Below are 17,986 nucleotides of genomic sequence, written 5' to 3' on the forward strand. Positions count from 1 at the left end.
ACCGCCGACAAGCGTCCACAGCGGTTGGTAGTAGTGCTTTTCCGACGGTTCGATGATGGCAATGTCGAGTGACGGATCCGCGTTCCGCAAACGCGCGGCGACAGTAATTCCAGCGGTCCCGCCGCCCACGATAACAATTTGATGATGAGTCATTTGAGTGAACCTTCGGAGGGGGAGGGATTGGAGGTGGGGCCAGCATGGTTTTCGTCCAACACGCGGCCAAAGGACTGGGCGAATTGCAATCCGAACGACAGCGCACGCTGGGTGTTGGGATCTCGGATTGCGTTGAGCAAACCGAACAGGCCGACCCGTTTAGCAACGGGCTGCTCGCTCGTGCCTCGTTGGCAACTCGCCAACGCCGAACCGGCCATGCCAACCGTTTCGACGGAGTGTTTGTTCAGGACATCCGACTTGACCAAGTACCCGATGCGATCGAGCTCCTCTTTCTGGATTTGCCCGCCCAGGTACAGCGCCGCGTGCAAGCCTTGGCGAACGCTCTGTTCCAGATCGATGCCCTCGGCCTTGAGTTCGGTCGCCCATTCGTCAAACACATCCATCGCCATCGCCAGCAGATTGGGCAATTCGTCCAGGCGGTCGCTACCTTTTGCCAGTTGAGGCAGTCGCGACACCAGTCCTTCCATCGCCTGCATGTTCGCCGGTTCGGTAACCTTGACCAGCAACTTGATCAGTTCGGTGGCTCGTTGTTCGAGGTCGATTCCCTCCTCGGCCGCCCGGTGACTGATCGCATCGAACCAATCCGTCGCGATCGCGATCAAGTTGGGAAGCTCACCCGCCCTCTGCAACATCTCGTCGAAGGACTCTGCCCGATCGAGCAAGCGATGGAGGACCTCAGAGGTTTGTGGATCGTTCAGACGCTCAGCGAGCGATGGTCTTTCAATAGTGGTGTCCATGAATCCGTCAGGCAAAATGAGGATTGGCCAGTTTCTTCACATCAAAAATCAGCATTTCCATCCATCGAAGTGCAAAAGTCGCAACAGAAACCGAAATCTCGTCAACTTGGGACATCGCTATGTAGCGACATGTTTTTCAAAAAAAAATGCCCGCAGTCCGATTGAGTTTCAGCAGCAATCAAGAGCGAGTGGGACCGGCCGGTCGATAGTCGCGCTCGTCCCAATCGCCATCGGGTTCTCCATTGCTCATACAATCAATGTATCGCGACCTTGCGACATGTCAACGAAAAAACTTCACCGATTTTCCGGTCCAAGAGACACGCCGCGTCAGCGTCCAAGTTCCAACGCCCCCCGTTCCCCCCCTCTGCCTCGAATGCCGCAAGGCATCGGGTACCCCACACCGCCCGCGCACCCACCCGGCCCGCTCATGCGACTCGGCTCAAAACCCCACTCCTCTCCTCCAACAAAACCAATCCTCCCCTCTTCTTCCGCCCCGAATCCCGTAAGGCATCGGGTACCACACACCGCCCACCCGGCCGCTCAAGCGACTCGGCTCAAAAACCCACTCCCCACCTCCAATAAAACCAATCCTCCCCTCTTCTGAGCCGAATGCCGTAAGGCATCGGGTACCACAACCACACACCCGGCCGCTCATGCGACGCGGCTCAAAAACCCACACCCCTCCTCCAATAAAACCAATCCCCCGCTCCCCCCGTCCGCCCCGAATGCCGTAAGGCATCGGGTACCCCACACCACCCACACGCCACCCGGCCGCTCACGCGACTCGGCTCAAAAACCCACACCCCTCCTCCAATAAAACCAATCCCCCGCTCCCCCCGTCCGCCCCGAATGCCTTAAGGCATCGGGTACCCCACACCACCCACCCGGCCGCTCACGCGACTCGGCTCAAAAACCCACACCCTCCTCCAATAAAACCAATCCCCCGCTCCCCCCTTCCGCCCCGAATGCCGAAAGGCATCGGGTACCACACACCACCCACGCGCCACCCGGCCGCTCAAGCGACGCGGCGCAAAAAACCAATCCCCTCCTCCAATAAAACCAATTCCCCGCCCCCTTCTTCTGAGCCGAATGCCGTAAGGCATCGGGTACCGCGCACCGCCCACCCGGCCGCTCAAGCGACGCGGCTCAAAAAACCACTCCCCTCCTCCAACAAAACCAATCCTCCGCTCCCCCCGTCCGACCCGAATGCCGTAAGGCATCGGGTACCCCACACCACCCACCCGGCCGCTCACGCGACGCGGCGCAAAAACCCACTCCCCTCCTCCAATAAAACCAATCCCCCGCCCCCCTCTCCTGCCCCGAATGCCGTAAGGCAACCGCGCAAGCAACCGCCCAGCCGACCGCGATCGTGAACTCGAGCTGATCGACGATCTGTTGACACTGCAAATGGGCATCGGCCCATCCAGACGCAAACTCGCTACGGGCGCCGACGGAGAGGGGGAGAGCCAAGGCGGTGTGACCAGGGTGATGCCTGCTAGCGACCAGATGGAGTAGACGATCGCTAGTTTTGGCGTGCAGAAACGCTGCGTAGGCGGTTCAGCGAGCCATCCGTTTGGGGCAATTGGCGACTGCGAAGAGGTCGAATGAAATCACCGCGATTGAGTCGGGATGGAAAAATGTTCACGAGTGATACCCATTCTTGCATCAGATCATTGACGATGGGATTGAAAGGTTTCGGCGCCTGTGTTCGTGGTCATTGTGGAATGGAAAATACGCTTCACTGGTGCCTGGATGTGATTTTCGGCGAGGGCGAAAACCGATTCCACAACCGGCGCTCGCCGAGAACCTGTTTTGACAAAAACGCTTTGCAATCCGCCTGCCGAGGCACGTCGGTGGCAATTCGACCACTGATCGGAGCGAGATCGACGCTCGGTTCTCCGCGCCGGCCGGCCCTACGCTGCCTCCGTGTGTCGCCCGATTGACGATCAGAATTCCGGGCAATAAGTTCCTTGCAACGTCTTAGAGCGCTCTCGGCAAGCTCGGAGACGGAAAACAATGGCGGCTGCCGAAAATAGCTGGGACCTTGGAAAGCTGGTGAAGCCGCTTCGCGATCGACTCGGGATGAGTCAAGAGAAGCTGGCCGCCGAAGCTGGTGTTACCTTTTCGCCGGTAAACCGTTTGAGAAATGTGCTCACGAAGCCGTCTCCTTTAGCGTTGGAGCAGACCGAAGAACTGCTCGTTTCGCTCGGGAAGGTCGGAAAGAAGCTGCATCGCGAGTTTTTAAGTCAATTACGGCAGTGACGCGGGCGATTATCGATGTTTTTCGTGCGGTGTGACCAAACGTGTCACAGCTTGCCTTTACCGTGCAACCGTTGCGATTCTTTCAAACTCAGAAGCCTATATCGCGAAGCCCGTCGCACGCTGCACGAGCAAACCGTAGAATGCTAGCAAACTATCCATCCTCGGGACGGACGCCTCATGCCCGCCGAAATCTACCTCGACAACAACGCGACAACGTATCTATCTGATGCTGTGCGTGACGTCCTGTCGGATACGATTCGGAGTGATTTGGGCAATGCGTCGAGCTCGCATCGTTCGGGCGAAAGGACACGTCGCGAATTCACACGTGCTCGCGATTCAATCGCCCAGCTACTGGGAGTCTCGCCTAGCAACGCTGCAGCTGCACTCGGCATGCTGTTATTCACACAACCGATCATTTTCCGCGTTGAGCCTCTGCGCGTAACGCTTCCGAGACTTCACTGATTGGAGCAAGTAGAATGAATATCTTCGACGTGTCACTTTTGGAGCGAGCCGAGAGTGTCCATGTGGAAAGAGACACCATTGAGATTCAGGTCAACGGCGTGACGATCAGCTACCGAAATTACCTGAACGGATTCGAGCCCGTTCTTGATATCGAGTTAGATGGCTCCTCGTATTACCGAAACTACAGTCCTGATGCCATCAGTGAATTAACTGCGGCCAAATCGTTCTTCGCTTGTGCACAGGACGAGGACTTTAGGCGACGGACCGTCACCAAGTTCCCGGTGTACGACAAACTGAGAATAGTTTTTGCTGAACCCGAAAACGTCTAGCCCCACTATCGACATGGTCGACCTACCGGAATCCGAATCAGAACTTCCAGTGCAAGCATTGGCGGGTGGATTTCGTAACGTCACAAACTCCTACAAATTCTATTGGTTCTTGGGCATTCTGGAACAAATGTCAAAGTTCCATTCGCCCAAAATCGCCGTCGACGATTTGGCCGCCGAAATGGTTGTGCTTGCTTGGTACCCTGTCAACTATTTCAATCTCGCGTTCGGCAAGCAAGACAAGCTGAGCGACGCGGTGAAGTCGTTACGTGCGGAAACTCATGCCGAATCGAACTCGAGTGCCGAAGTCATCCGAGCGGCATTCAAATCGCTTGGCGTTTCCTCAAACGCCCACAAAATCGTGACGGAACGCACTCGCTACGTTCCGTATCGTTTCGTTCGTCCATGGTTCGCCGAAGAAACACGTGGTCTCCCCGACCAACAAGTGAACAACCGAGTTCAGGAACTCTGCGATCGCGATTTTCGTTCCAATACTCCGCCGATGTACCGCTTCGTAGACGATTCGATTGAGATCAACGATCGTTGGTTTGAGTACCTCAACAAGCACATCTCGATCCTGCAGGACTTCAGTTTCTGGAACCTGGTCAAGTACCTCCAGGCGAACAATCCCAACGTCCCGAACGTCCCCAGCAAACTGTTTGCGCCCACCGAACGCGACTTGAAGGAAGCCAAGGCGTTTTGGAAGATCGCATTTGCCGAACTTGAAAACGTCTCCTGCCCGTATTCAAACGTGCCCCTCAATGCGAAAGAAATCTCATTGGACCACTTCCTGCCGTGGAGTTTTACCGCACACGATCTGATCTGGAACATCGTCCCAACCACAAAGAGCGTTAACTCATCGAAAGGCGACCGGCTTCCAAATATTGATCGCTATTTCGATCCCTACGCACACCTGCAATACGAAGCGTTACAATGCGTCATCCGCAAAGGCAAAGTGACGCTAGCTGAGGACTTTGTCATGCTCTGGAAAATCGACGATGCGAAGCGGTTTCTGGAAATGGGACCGCTCAACTTCTCCAATTCGCTCCGAGAAGTCGTTTCACCTCAATATGAGATCGCCCGCAACATGGGATTCGCCGCCAATTGGGTCGCGTAATCCGTTCACAAGAAAGGAACTCCAATGAACATCAAAACCAGTGCCATTGGCACATTACCCACGGTGATTTTTCAACGACTCGATGTTCGTGGCGGAACACGGACAACCACACATGCGATCGTGTTTGAATCGGCCGCCGAGGCAAAATTGGAAGCACAAGAGATCGACGCGAGCGATCACTTGAAATTGCTTGCGGCTGACGACTCCGTTGCTCGACCCTCGCAGACAAGCGGGACCCAGATATTGGAGCGTGTGTCGGAATGAGCGAGTGGGTATTTGCAAAACTGTCTGGCGCTGCGGTTCGTCGTGATCCACAGGAAACGGAACTGTTTAAGACGGAAGGCGCAGGTGAAAACGAGTATGCGGGAACCGACGCTCTGGTTCGTGAGGTGATACAGAATTCGATGGACGCCGGGACCGGGGACGAACCGGTCAGAGTTCGATTCGGCCTTCACTCGACCAGTGAACTACCCGCAAAGTCAGAGCTATCAACGTTTTTTGGCCGTCTTCAACCTGCGTTGGCACATCGTGATGTTGAATTTGGTTCGGAAGGTGTACCAAAACTTGATCTCGGCTACCTTGTTTGTGAGGACTTTGGCACTCGCGGTCTGGAAGGCAGTGTATGCCTTGCGAAAGACCCGCCACGCGAGCATCGACACCGCGAAGACTTCTTTTGGTTTTGGCGGAACATCGGACGCAGCGGAAAAACCGGTGACGATCTGGGCCGTTGGGGGCTTGGAAAGACGGTATATCGTGCTGCCAGCCGTGTCGGATGCATGCTTGGGTTGACTGTCCGTGCATACGATAAAAATCGCTACCTCATGGGACAGGCTGTACTGCGGCTTCATGATTTCCAGGGATCGGAGTACGCGCCCGAGGGATTTTGGTGTGGCGGAACCGGAGAAGATGGCCAGGCTATTCCGATTCCCGCTCCCCTCTCCTGCCCCGAATGCCGTAAGGCAACCGCGCAAGCAACCGCCCAGCCGACCGCGATCGTGAACTCGAGCTGATCGACGATCTGTTGACACTGCAAATGGGCATCGGCCCATCCAGACGCAAACTCGCTACGGGCGCCGACGGAGAGGGGGAGAGCGATAGAGATACGCATTCCCCTGCTTCTTGAACAGCAACTGACCTGTCTCTCGCAGATGGGCAAGTTCACAGGTTGTCAATTTGAGCCGCCGCCTGATCTCATCGCTACGAAGCCAGGAGTCTTCTGGCGATTGACTTAGCCTCGGCACTACGTCAGCGTTCCAGTAGCTGGCGCGTCCGATCAAAGATTTGTCAACGTTTGGCAGTGACATCCAAGCGATTGAGCGTTCGATACTTTGCTGAACGTCGAAGCCTTCATAGTTTTCGGCAACGAACAGCCATTTGTGGTGATAGATGTACGGATCAGCAAGTGCGGCATGCAGCGTGATCGTTCCGTTCGATTTGACAACTGCGTAGTCGCCCGTAGCCGGTTCCTCGGCATTGTCGAAGTCGGGGCAGTCGATGAAACTGAAATTTCCGTTTGTCTCGTTGTGCTTAATCACGGTGTAGCGAAAATTCCCCGGCAATTTCGACTGGCTCGGGCAGCCGCCCCGGTTCGGTGATCGCCTCGATCAACGCATCCAATATCTCTCGATGCTCCTCATACCGAACCTCGACAATTCATCTCCGCGGTGCTCGGATGCGTCGGCGAGGTGGAAAATACTTGGTGCCGGATGAATGGGAAGGTATCGAGAAGCGTTGCCGCGTCGAGTTTCACTCTTGTAAAAACATTTGGAAGACCGGGGGTCACCCTACAAAACGCTTTGTACGGTGCCAAGCAAGGTTCTGAGCGGTTGGCCATGACTTTTTGTCACGAGGAAGTGTTAACAGCTTTCCCTCCATCGAAGTAAGAGACTCTTGTGTCGGGCAGGCTTCGTCAAAGAATTCGCTGGCAACAATGACTCGATAATCATCGGCGATGCTCCAGAGCCCGAGGTCGAAGAGCCAGTGGGCGTTTTTGCAGAGGGCGATTCCGTTCTGGGGATCGTCGTTGCGGGAGCGGGCGAATTGATGAATGTGCGCGGCATCTACGATTGAGTGGCCGCTGATCGTGGTGATCCGATAGCCGGTTAGGGCACAAGTGTGGCAGTAAGCTGCGACGACATCGACACGGAAGCGAGCCGTCCGGCCTTCGGCGCGAGCTTCGCTATCGGCTTGGATGGCGAGTTCGTCGAGCACCGTCGCGTCTCTAGGGGCTTCGATGCCTGCCAATTCATAAAGTGCGACCCGCTCAGCATGCTCGAAGTAGTTCGAGATCAAGGTGTACCCAGCAGCCTGTCGAAAATCGGCCGACTGAAGGGCTACGAAGAATTCGTCGGACAACCTGATTGCGGTTGTTGAGTCGCGGTGGGTTGATTCAGTACCGTCAGTTCTGAGCGTTGTCCAGAGCTTTGACGATCGTGTGTGGTGAAAGGGCAGGCGCACATCCGGCGGCTGAGTTCGCCGATGCGCGACGATGGACCAGTACACGGAAAAGCGGAAGGCGAGATCAGGCGTCAGCGTCACGTCCGGATCAGGAAGTGATTCGGACTTCGCCAACTCCAGCAGAACGAGAAGCAAGAGCGGCTTATGAGGAGCGACTCCCTTCGACCGATCGACTCGGAGTTTCGCGAGCTTCTTGATTAGTTTGTCGTATTCGCCAGTCACTGTCGCTTTTCGCCCCTTCGTTCACGGTTCTAGGTTGATCGTGATTTTACGTTGTCAAAACGCGTCTGGCATCAGTGCGTCTGCGAGTAAGTTTCGATCGGTCGGTCGGTCGCTGAACTCACGTGTCTCCGAGTAGCACCTCCAAGCGGAGGCGATCACTGAAAATCGCGTCCAAGTTCCAATGTGGAAAATAGACTGACAGCAAACCACGCCATTCCCTGAAACGGATTCTTAGGTGCCATGGAGATTCAAGCGAACCAGCTTGGCGTAACCAGAAACATTGGGCCGTTGGGATGAACTCGGATGTGGTTGAACTGGGCTGCCCGCCATGCGGCGAAGGCTTTGCCGATGGGGGGGGATTCGTCTGGCGTGGTGAGTTGCATGTTGAGTTGGCGTTGAAGGTGGGATTGCGCTAGATTGCCGTCGAACTTGGGCTCGCATTCGTCGAGCGATGTGTACAGCGGCATGGTCATCAGCTGTTGGTGCGGTGACGCGAGGGAGTCAGCGGATGGCAGGGCGTTGATGTAGGCGCAGTACTTGGATGGCGCGAAGAGGTTGGTTTGAGGGTCGTAGGCGAAGTATTTAATCGTTCGTTTGCCCCAGAGCGATTGGCCTGTGGTCGTGGTCAACTCTTGGTTGAATCGCTGGGCGTTGCAGAAGACTTCGAGCAGATCACCTGCGTAGTGAAGCTGGTAGTCGGTGGTGATTGAGAGTGGGTCGGCGATCAGCAATGCGCGGGCGAGTTCGGATGCGGTGTCGATCGCGTTGGTGGCGAGTTCGTGGGCAGGAAGGTGATTGAGACGCTTGACTTCTGCGGGTGCGAGTGTTGGGAAGAGTGCGGTTTGGAAAGCACTCATGCCGATGCGCCGCATCAGTATGATCGTGTTGGCGGCCAGGTTACGGCGGCCTCGGGTAACGTGGCTGCTGACCATCGCGACGAAGGTGTCGGTTTTGGGTTGCGGCTCGAAAAGATGTGAGGTCGCGAACTTGGCGTGGTTGGCGACAGGGTCGGCGCGGCTGACTTCAAACTCAATCCAGATTCGACGGGAACCGTCATTGCGTGAGAGTACGACGTCGGCGCGGGCGGAATAGCCGAGCGTTCGTTGCCAGCGTGAATCAAGTAGGTCGACTTCGCGATCGCATGACCAACCAGCTGGGCAGGACGCCGCGAATCGTTCTTGCAGGAATCCGGTGAGACTACCCACGGTTACTGCCTGCCTTTGCTTTGGATGCCCCATTGGCTACCAATGCATGCGGCGCACCTACGATTCACCTTGAACGGTGAACCTGCATCTTGGGCAGCACACGATCCAGTATCTAAATTTCTGTCCCAGATTTTGCTGTCACCACACGGGACAATCACGAGCGTCAAAGGTTGTTTCATGGATCAAGCCAAGTCCCGTTGAATTAAATCTTTGAGCGTGCTGTAGGATTCAGCTGCGTGTGCTGAACGCATCAAGAATCCGTTCATCCCGTCATACCGCACGCTTTTGCCTGAATCCAAATGGAACCAGGCGCGTCCCTTGGGATTCTCCGCACTTTGGACGCGTGGTGGGTCGAGCTTGATCGTGTGAACCGATCGATTTGCTTGCAGCCATTCGAGAAACCGCCATTCAGGTTCCGTTTCCAGAGCGATCTCGGTCACCGATCTCGCCCGTTCGAGTCCCAGCCGTGTTGTCCAGCGGCCATGTGCTGGCATTGAGTCTCCCGTGATGAATTTGATCGGAGACGCCAGTGGACGGACCGGTCCCAGATGGAACAGCACCATTTGTTCATGACGTCTTGCTGGCCAGGGCGTGAGGATTTCGGAGCGATTGACCACCTCAAAATGTTCGACATCGGCAACATATCGGATTCCGTTGGGTTCATCGAAGTCTGCCGGGATGTAGATCGCAACTTGCTTAACCACGAATTGGCGAAGTTGAGTTTTTGTCAGCGGGTGGTAATACCGCCGTTCACTCCTGACCCATTCCAAATGTTCACGTGTGCCAGGTGACCGCAAGGTGCCGACCAGCACAGGCTCACTGGCCGCGATTCGCCAGTCTCTCGATTTTTCGTCCGCAAGGTTTGCGATCGCACGATCTGCCATCGACCAACCGCCCTGACGTACCGCCGCGAGCAACCATTCTTTCAGAAACGCCGTGTTACTTGGAAGCACCGGGATCGCCCCCACGCCGAGGCGTTCAAGCGACTGCCACAAGCGACTGTCATGAAAGTCCTCGTCCGGCAATTGATTCATCGGGAATAATGCGGCGGCTTGCACGACTGAACGACTCAAACCATGTTTCTGGGCTTCGGTTTGATCAATCTCCAAAATCGCGTCGCGGTAGCGGTGTAGCACGTTGATTGCGTCCGTTGGTGGCCCAAACGACTTGAACTGCTGTCGATACTGCTCACTGGCGTCAATGCGATACTTCGCGTCGGCCACCAGCTGCATGGTTGGCCAGCCGTCGTCTTCAAATCGAATCAAGATGTCAGGCTTTTGCGGAATGAGCGTGGTCTCATGGTTGAGAAATTGGGGGTTGTACTTCACCCGGATCGTGCGTTGTCCTGTCGAGAACGCTACCTGCTGTGTCGTGCCCTGCTTCAATCGGACTGAAAGCCCTGACGATCGTACCTGAAATAGAGAGTCGAGATTCTGGGGCGGTCCGTGTTCTTCCTGGATGATGCGAACAACAGTTAGGTAGGTCCAGTATTCGTAGAGCACCTCCAAGTCTTTGACCGCCAGACGAATCAGGTCACCTTCCAGACGTATGCCCATCTTGAGAAACATGAGCAGCCGGTAGGCTTCGCGATAACCCGGAGCCGATACCAGCTGAAGAGATGCGAAGCCGATCGGTGGATCGCCTTCAGCCTCCTTAATCGGCTCCAGATTTAGCAGCCGTGACACACGGCTCTTGAGCCGAGTGATCCCGTCAAATGTTCGCTGGCGCCGCGACGACAATTCGCCGTCTGTATCGTAGATCGCTGCAATTTGACCGAGCGTTCGCTGGACAGCGACGAGTTGGTTGCGTAGCCAACGATGCTCCATCGTATCCAGCGTCCGTTCCGCCGGCCGTTCGGTGAGCTGTTGGCGAGCGGTGAGACCATTCAACTGAATCAGCGGACCCTTGCCCTGACCACGACGAACTTGCGAACGCACGCGTGAGTCGACTCGTCGGATCCGTTCCAGCCGTGAGGTCCGCTCGCGTCGAACCAGTCCACGTGTTGGTCGCTGAGCGATGTGGTTCATCGCCACGTCAAGTTCATCAATGATATGCTCGATCAGGACGAGCCATTCGAGCTTTGACGGTGGACGATCGCCCGATAATTTACCCATCTGATATGTCGAACGCAGGTATTCATACGCCAGACTCGTCAGAATTGACTGCACATCGGCGACAATATCCCGGTAGTCCGATTCGTAATCGATCTTGGTCGGAAAAACCTCAACTTCAAAGTCAAGCGTTCGATTCCCATTGACGTAAATTGAAAACAGGCTACGACCGATTTGGCCCCGGAAGTTCACCGAGCCATGGACAACACGACCATCTTCCTGTGAGTTGAGGGATCGTGTGATGACGGGGTCGCGGTGACGCATTTCTACCTGGTCGCCGTCATGGTTGCCACGAAGATAGAGCTGGTATTCCGTCTGCTCGTAGAGCGGCGGTCCGGTCGGATCATCGATGTCGGCTGCCATTGCATCTGGGACGCCGCATCGCATTGTCGAGTGATGCCACGTCAGCCCAGTGTCATGCGGCACCATTTTGACCCGGCCCCTGACCGGCATCGACTGCGCCAGCACGGCACGATCCGTCTCGCGGACGCGGTGCCAGTCAAGCGTGAAACGGTTTGTGGCGATGCGAAACAAGTGTTTCATGTCTACAACCAGAACGACGTGTAACCTTCAGAATTCAAACGCTCCCACATCAAGCAAAGCCGAGACGCAGTTCGCGGAAACGGCGCACTCATGATCGCAACCGGGCGATCCAACGTCACCCACGCATCGACTGCGGAATCAGCCGCATCGGAATCATTCATGGATTGCCCATGAGCGAGTCCCAGCAACCCGATCATCGTCCGCCGAATCGCATTGCTTCCCCCCACCAAGCGAGGCAGCACCTTCATCATTAAGGCGAGATCTAGCGGGTCCACTTTCTCGCCACTGCGGGTCACGAACGAGTCCGCAAGTTGCATCGCGTTCAACAGGAACAAGATCACTTCGTCGCGCGTCCGATAGCCCACCTGCAATTGACTAATCACCAAACACTTGTTCGCTTCTATCAACACCTTGGTCGCTCGTTCGGCTGCCGGCTGGAATTCGGATGATGACTGATTACATTCAGAGATTCGAGTAGCCTGGCAATGCCAGAAGGATGCTGGCCAGTAAACCGGCTTCACCGATCCCATCGATGACGCGGGCTGATGTAAATCCAAGTCGACTTCGGAGAGTTCCAGCGTGAACGCACGATCAAGCACCTTGCGGCTGAACCCGTGTGAACTCTCGTCCATGTTGACCGTGCCGACAATGCCAAAGTTCGCCGGCATCGTTTGTTCTTGCCACTCACGAAACAGCGGAGGCAGTGTCTGAGCGACTAGCTTCGTTGTCTCATAGCCACCTGACTCAGAGGGACGTCGATCTTCGATCGAGCTCAGCACTTCCGCAAAGTAATGCTCGACCCTCGCCAAGTTCATTTCATCCAGCAAGCAAACGTGAAAGTGATCGACGTCCATGGATGCTTTGCTCGCAGCCCAAAGGACAACTCCAGGGCGAAACTCGTCCTGCAGATCAACATACCCAAGTACATCCGCGCTATCGGTCCAATCCGGACGCACCGAGACACGATCAATTTCACCAGTGGTCAATTCAGCAACTAACGCCGGTAATCTTGATTTCCCCGTTCCCGAGACGCCTGCCAAAATCACGAATGGTTTCGTACGCATGGCTGTGATGTAGGTCGCGATCTGCCACGGGTGGAAGATGAAACCCTTGGCCGCGATCGCACGGATTAAATTCTCGGTTGCGTTCGCAATATCAACTTCAGGTTTTGTCGTTGTTTTCAGTCCGTGGCGAGGCCACCATTTTTCCGAGATCGACTTCAAAACTTGTTCGCTGCAATCCTTATCCAACAGCATTTGCCAATACGCCTCCTGCAATCGAGCGTGAGAAACTCGCTCTCGAATTTTAGAAGGCGTCGGCTCTGACACATCCAATAGCTCGTTCGTGTCGCGATGAGCAAGCATCCAGAACAGGTCGTTCGCCAGCCGACCAAACCCTTCGGCCAGTTGCTGTTCGCCGACTTCTTTGCCATGCTCTCGCATGCGAGCAATGAAACCCGGTAGCAGCCAATCGAAAGTGATCCGATTGTCCGTCAATTCACCATCGCGAATCGCTTCAATCACCAGGGACAAGATGACCGGCTTGTAAAGAGTCACCGTGGCCATCGACGTGGCAAGTGAGATGAAACTTTCTGCCCGTTGCTGATCATCTGTGAACGCGATGACATTGCGGCATTTATCGGTGAATCCAATCTGCGGCATCTGCATATAGGGCATCAGCACCGCCGTCGTATATTCGAACTCTGCGCGTTGTGCCTCGCCACCATGCTCCTTCAGCCACGCGAGTCGGGAGGCGAAGCCCGATGCCGTTGCCCGGTCGGGGCTTTTCGAGTCTAGGCGTTGAACGAGACAGCCACGATTGTCAACATCAGTGATGCAATAGCGGGCCTTTCGGTTTGTACTGAGAAAAACAACGCGTTCATCAGCGTATTCACGCATCAACGTCAGGAAATCGACGCCGCCGTCGTCAACTTGCATCTGCGATTTCCTCTCCACCCAGTCTAGATAACTCGTCAACAAAACTTTCAACGCACCGGTCAGCTCAGCCGGTGCCTGCTTCAGCTCTTCGATGTCCACAAAACGCTCGAACACCATCCCCTTGTCGAAACGCTTTGCCAGACCGCCTGTCCCAATCGGCGTTCGTTCTATCTCGCCACTGATCACATCCAAGAAGCCCGCTTCGGTCAATTTCTGCCGGCTCTCGTTACCAAGCGCGTCCCAGACGGCGGCAGCCTTCTCGTCCTCGCGACCTCGATAAGCTTTCGCGGCAATCCCCAAGCCGATGCGAATCCCGACGGGTGACTCGGAAGAAAAATGGATGACCGGATAAACACCCTTTTGGGCGTTGGTTGTCTCTCGGCTATCGAAGAATGCTACCCAGGGAACGGCTGCCCAGCCCCCTTTGCCGACTGATACCGTGACGACCCAGTGATCGTTCTCACACAGCACAGGCAATAGCTCGCTGCCGAGCGACTTCAGTTGCCGCCCCAGCTCCGCCGGTTCCGCATCCCCGCTCATCGCGGCAGGGCGATCCGGGTAGATGGTCAGCAGACGCGAACAAACAGCCCAGAACTCTGACCACTGACTGACTTCGTCATCGTTGTACTTCATGAATTGCTAGCTCTCGTAAAATCGTCCATTGACTCGAAGCGGGATGACTTGCCTCACCGGCAAGTGGTCGCAGGCGTGCGTACACGCGCCGTACAGGAGATGTCGTTCGGTGTTGTCGACTTCTTCCAGTCCCGAGGTGTCGGTGGCGGATCCGTTTCGTGACTGCGGTGGCATAGGTCGTTTTTTTGAATATCCAAATGATGGATTGTGGTCGCCGCTTCCCGGCTAGATGCCGTTGGCGGAGTATTCCATCTGCGGGCGGATGGCCACAGCTAAATGCTGCCACGACTTTGCCGCATAAAACGATCCCGATGCAATGGTCGCGTGATTGAATCGCGGAACATTGACGGAAACCCGTTGCGGAGCGACGCTGGCGTTTCGCCGTGGGCGGCAGTCCATGGGTGAGTTCTTGACCTAATGGTCCCAAGAACATACGTTCCCAGGAGGGGGGCGGCAATCATAGGGCAGGCATCGTGATAGAGTATCGCCTATGAACTTTGGTGAGCGTGTGCGATTGCTGCGACTGCAATTCTCGATGACTCAGTGAGAGCTTGTGGGCAAGTACGAGCAACCGAGATCTCGGTGAAATGATTGGTTGCCACGGGGGCAACGCTCGGTAGGCAGCTCAATTTGAAGCGGAATGCTGTTTTTATGAATCATGACATTATCGGTGACATTCACGGGCACGCGGGTGAATTGAGGGCGTTGCTTGTCGATCTGGGGTATCGCCGGCATGGGCGTGGGTATCGCCACGTTGACCGGACGGTTGTGTTCGTGGGTGATTTTGTGGATCGTGGGCCGGCGATCGGGGAGGTGATTGAGATCGTTCGCGCGATGGTGGACGCGGGGGATGCGGTGGCGGTGATGGGGAACCATGAGTACAACGCGATTGCGTTTCATACGGCTCGACCGGGGCTGCAGGAGGCTTGGTTTCGCCCCCATTCGGACAAGAATCGGAAGCAGCATCATGAGACCCTGACGCAGCTTTCCCCGGCCGCGCTGGCCGATGCGGTGGAGTGGTTCCAAACGCTGCCGGTTGCACTGGAGTTGGATGGTATTCGCGTGGCTCATGCGGCTTGGCAGCCTCGGGATATCGATTGCATCGACGAGGCATTGAAAATGACCGGTCGCTTGACGGCTGATTTTTTGGTGCGATCGGAAGCTGCCGGCAGCGACCTGCATCGGGCCGTTGAGAATGTGCTGAAGGGGCCGGAGTTGCGATTACCGAATGGGCAATTCATCCTCGATAAAGCGAACCATCCACGTGAGACGGTGCGGATTAAGTGGTACGAGAGTGGTGCGGGGCGAACCTATCGCGAGCATCATCTTGGCAGCGACGTCGTGCCCGATTGCTTGATCGATGCGGGCGATCGAACGCCCGATGGAGAGTCGGCGGTGGATCGCTCCGGCGCGACGATTGAACCGTATCCGGCTGACGCGGTGCCTGTTTTTGTGGGGCACTACTGGCTCACCGGGACTCCCGTGCCGCTGGCGTCTAACGTGGCCTGTACGGACTACAGTGTGGCCAAGGGTGGGAAGCTGGTCGCGTATCGCTGGGATGGCGAGTCGGTGCTCAGTGGGGACAAGTTTCACTGGGTGGCGAACTGAGTGAAGATTTTAAGGAACGAGCGGAAAATTACTGTCTGAGATTGTGGCCGAACGCTCCGCGGTCGATCATCCCGACCGCGGAGCGTTCGGCCACATATTCTCCGCTCGTTGCTAAGTTTCTGGGCAGAAGTTTTCGTATAGAATTAGCCGATGGCCGCTAGCCTGGACCGCTAAATCGTTGGGGGTGACGCTCTTAGGAACGCGGGATCAATAACTGGCGCAGTGGATCTTGTTAAAGATCCATCCAGAACAGGATCTTTAACAAGATCCACTACAGTAAACCCGTCACTTATTGTTCATGGCATCCTTATCCTGCCTTGCATTTTTATTCCAAGCGAAGCAAAAACGTCCCCGTCTCGAATGGCATTGTCTACGCGGTTTTCGAGTACTTTTGCTCAGCGGAGGTCGACCACCGCGCAGCACCAAAAATCGCGTTCCTTCGCGATTCGAAGTTTCAACGGATTGTCACCGATAAATGAATATTGAGATTGGCGTGACCCGATCGGCCGATATAATTTGGCGATGACGTGACCTTCCTTGGTTGGGGACTTTCAGGAAATCGACCAAGGAAGGGTCATGTCCATTCTATCAGTTGACTCGAAGGATTGCTTCAGTATTTTCAAGCGATCAATGATTCAGTCGACGGCGTTGCCGTTGACCGAAATCATCGATGACTCGTTCGTCAAAGATGTTTTTAGCGAAGAAGAAATCGAGTTTGGAAATGCCTACGAAGATGTGTTCACGCCTGCGATCACGTTGTGGGCGATGATCTCTCAGTTCCTCTTCAGTGGAACGGGGCGATCTGTGAAGGCTGCTGCTGGGCGAGTCGTCTCGCTTTATGCGCAAGTTGAAGGACGAGTCGTTGCGCAGAACGCTGGCAACTACTGTCGAGCTAAGCAGAAGATTCCAGTCAGTGCGATCAAGAAGCTAGCGTGTAGACTCGCCTCGCGAGCTGAGCTTGCAACGAATGCTTTTGATGATCTTGGAGTTCCTCTTGAAGCAGATCAGTGCGAAGACCAGATGAGTCCGAGGGTGATTGCGGGCATCCGGTCGATGGCCATCAAGGGACGTTTTATCAGTGTTGATGGGTTCACAGTCGATGCCCCCGACACGCCGGAGAATCAAAAGAAATATCCTCAAAATCCGGTCCAGGAGGAAGGGCTTGGGTTTCCCATTCTACGTTGCGTCACGCTCATTTCAATGACAACCGGTTTACTGAGCGATTTGGCAATGGCACCGTACAGTGGAAAGGAAACCGGCGAAACTGCTCTGCTTCGTCAAATAAAAGGTTCCTTGCGTGCGGGCGATGTCCTGACTGCTGACTGTTACTACTGCACGTACTGGCTTGTCGCGATGTGTGCAATGATGGGCGTCGAAGTTGTCATGAAAAATCACCACAAACGCGAAGATCATCCGGAAGGTGCGCAGGCACTCAACGAGAGTGAACGCATCGTCGTATGGGACCGTCCGAAGCGGCCGAAGTGGATGGGCAAGCGTGAGTATCGAAAAATCCCTGAGGCGTTACCGATACGACTTGTTGATGTTGCTCCGGCAGTTCCCGGTGCTCGCTGCGAAGGCTTCACGGTAGCCACGACAATACTCGAACATGAATCCGCCAACGCGAGTTGGATTGGCGCACTCTACGAAGGACGATGGCAGATCGAACCGGATATTCGATCAATCAAATGCACGCTGAATTTAGAGCACTTACGGAGCCAAACACCGGAAGGTATCGAGCGTGAATTGTGGACAGGTCTTTTAGCCCACAACTTTGTAAGATTCAAAATGTTACAGAGCGGCTTCGCTGCCAATCGAGACACGCGAAGTTTGAGCTTTACAGAAAGCTACCAACTCCTTTCGACGAACTGGCTACTTTGTGCATGCGTGGGCGTGAGTAAACCGATGGCGACTGCGTCCCAAAAGCAAGGTGTGTGCGCCATTGTGGGGCAGCGTCCCGATCGCATCGAGCCACGAGAGAACAAGCGACGTCCCAAAACGATCAAACTCATGACGGTGCCCCGCAGTGTATTCCATGCGATGATCGGTGCGTTATCACGAGCCGGGTAATCGAGACAGTTTGTTGCGCTCAGAGTTCGCATCGCTGGCGATTGCGAGGCGCTGAGTTCGCTGCTGCGCCGCTGTCGCCAGGAAACCGCGAAATGCTACCGCCAAAGACAAAGAAAGCCAGGAGC

General features: G+C 55.4%; 17 protein-coding genes (1 of these 17 running past the window's edge). 7 read left to right on the forward strand and 10 right to left on the reverse strand.

All coding sequences use genetic code 11. The annotated features are described in order from the left end of the window. Together SH410x_RS21955 and SH410x_RS21960 are read right to left on the reverse strand one after the other, a co-directional pair. Nucleotides 1-153, reverse strand: partial view of an NAD(P)/FAD-dependent oxidoreductase gene (locus tag SH410x_RS21955; RefSeq protein ID WP_473670753.1) — the 5' end (the start) only. It extends 1,032 nt beyond the left edge of the window; the window shows 153 of its 1,185 coding nt (coding positions 1-153); it begins with the start codon at nt 151-153; its stop codon lies off the left edge, out of view. Further along, complete coding sequence (locus tag SH410x_RS21960) at nt 150-911, reverse strand: helical membrane plugin domain-containing protein (RefSeq protein WP_473670754.1); 762 nt, start codon at nt 909-911, stop codon at nt 150-152. The genes SH410x_RS21955 and SH410x_RS21960 overlap by 4 nt, the downstream gene beginning before the upstream one ends. Nucleotides 912-2,927: 2,016 nt before the next feature. On the opposite strand from SH410x_RS21960, the gene SH410x_RS21965 reads away from it, so the two are divergent. The 5 genes from SH410x_RS21965 (at nt 2,928) to SH410x_RS21985 (ending at nt 5,342) form a co-directional block, all read left to right on the forward strand. Continuing rightward, the gene (locus SH410x_RS21965; RefSeq protein ID WP_473670756.1) at nt 2,928-3,173 is read left to right on the forward strand and encodes a helix-turn-helix domain-containing protein; all 246 of its coding nucleotides are present in this window, start codon (nt 2,928-2,930) and stop codon (nt 3,171-3,173) included. Nucleotides 3,174-3,350: 177 nt separating this feature from the next. After that, nucleotides 3,351-3,635 carry an aminotransferase class V-fold PLP-dependent enzyme gene (locus SH410x_RS21970; protein ID WP_473670757.1) on the forward strand — a complete coding sequence of 95 codons (285 nt, stop codon included), beginning with the start codon at nt 3,351-3,353 and terminating at the stop codon, nt 3,633-3,635. Nucleotides 3,636-3,649: 14 nt separating this feature from the next. After that, nucleotides 3,650-3,964 (forward strand): hypothetical protein, encoded by a 315-nt coding sequence (locus tag SH410x_RS21975; RefSeq protein ID WP_473670759.1) that lies wholly within the window; start codon nt 3,650-3,652, stop codon nt 3,962-3,964. Then, nucleotides 3,942-5,078, forward strand: coding sequence for an HNH endonuclease domain-containing protein (locus SH410x_RS21980; protein ID WP_473670761.1), 1,137 nt, complete (start codon nt 3,942-3,944; stop codon nt 5,076-5,078). The genes SH410x_RS21975 and SH410x_RS21980 overlap by 23 nt, the downstream gene beginning before the upstream one ends. A gap of 24 nt (nt 5,079-5,102) precedes the next feature. Then, nucleotides 5,103-5,342: a hypothetical protein gene (locus SH410x_RS21985; RefSeq protein WP_473670763.1), complete on the forward strand. Its 240-nt coding sequence runs from the start codon at nt 5,103-5,105 to the stop codon at nt 5,340-5,342. A gap of 224 nt (nt 5,343-5,566) precedes the next feature. On the opposite strand, the gene SH410x_RS21990 is transcribed toward SH410x_RS21985, so the two are convergent. From SH410x_RS21990 to SH410x_RS22025, 8 genes are all read right to left on the reverse strand, one after another. Beyond that, nucleotides 5,567-5,926: a hypothetical protein gene (locus tag SH410x_RS21990; protein WP_473670765.1), complete on the reverse strand. Its 360-nt coding sequence runs from the start codon at nt 5,924-5,926 to the stop codon at nt 5,567-5,569. 216 nt (nt 5,927-6,142) lie between these two features. After that, nucleotides 6,143-6,613 carry a hypothetical protein gene (locus tag SH410x_RS21995; protein ID WP_473670766.1) on the reverse strand — a complete coding sequence of 157 codons (471 nt, stop codon included), beginning with the start codon at nt 6,611-6,613 and terminating at the stop codon, nt 6,143-6,145. 244 nt (nt 6,614-6,857) lie between these two features. Beyond that, the gene (locus SH410x_RS22000; RefSeq protein ID WP_473670768.1) at nt 6,858-7,433 is read right to left on the reverse strand and encodes an HNH endonuclease; all 576 of its coding nucleotides are present in this window, start codon (nt 7,431-7,433) and stop codon (nt 6,858-6,860) included. A gap of 572 nt (nt 7,434-8,005) precedes the next feature. Next, nucleotides 8,006-8,962: a hypothetical protein gene (locus tag SH410x_RS22005; RefSeq protein WP_473670770.1), complete on the reverse strand. Its 957-nt coding sequence runs from the start codon at nt 8,960-8,962 to the stop codon at nt 8,006-8,008. A 182-nt stretch (nt 8,963-9,144) separates the two neighbouring features. Next, nucleotides 9,145-11,616, reverse strand: coding sequence for a DUF2357 domain-containing protein (locus tag SH410x_RS22010; RefSeq protein ID WP_473670772.1), 2,472 nt, complete (start codon nt 11,614-11,616; stop codon nt 9,145-9,147). 2 nt (nt 11,617-11,618) lie between these two features. Further along, nucleotides 11,619-14,186 (reverse strand): MrcB family domain-containing protein, encoded by a 2,568-nt coding sequence (locus SH410x_RS22015; protein WP_473670774.1) that lies wholly within the window; start codon nt 14,184-14,186, stop codon nt 11,619-11,621. 6 nt (nt 14,187-14,192) lie between these two features. Continuing rightward, nucleotides 14,193-14,360, reverse strand: coding sequence for a hypothetical protein (locus SH410x_RS22020; protein ID WP_473670776.1), 168 nt, complete (start codon nt 14,358-14,360; stop codon nt 14,193-14,195). A gap of 51 nt (nt 14,361-14,411) precedes the next feature. Then, nucleotides 14,412-14,585, reverse strand: coding sequence for a hypothetical protein (locus SH410x_RS22025; protein ID WP_473670778.1), 174 nt, complete (start codon nt 14,583-14,585; stop codon nt 14,412-14,414). A gap of 252 nt (nt 14,586-14,837) precedes the next feature. Here SH410x_RS22025 and SH410x_RS22030 point away from each other — a divergent pair, with 252 nt between their 5' ends. Both SH410x_RS22030 and SH410x_RS22035 read left to right on the forward strand, forming a co-directional pair. After that, the gene (locus SH410x_RS22030) at nt 14,838-15,794 is read left to right on the forward strand and encodes a metallophosphoesterase (RefSeq protein ID WP_473670780.1); all 957 of its coding nucleotides are present in this window, start codon (nt 14,838-14,840) and stop codon (nt 15,792-15,794) included. A 576-nt stretch (nt 15,795-16,370) separates the two neighbouring features. Beyond that, on the forward strand, nt 16,371-17,861 hold the full coding sequence (locus SH410x_RS22035) for an IS4 family transposase (protein WP_473670782.1): 1,491 nt from the start codon (nt 16,371-16,373) through the stop codon (nt 17,859-17,861). Nucleotides 17,862-17,986 lie beyond the last annotated feature (125 nt).

The sequence above is a fragment of the Rhodopirellula sp. SH410 genome, assembly GCF_055811895.1.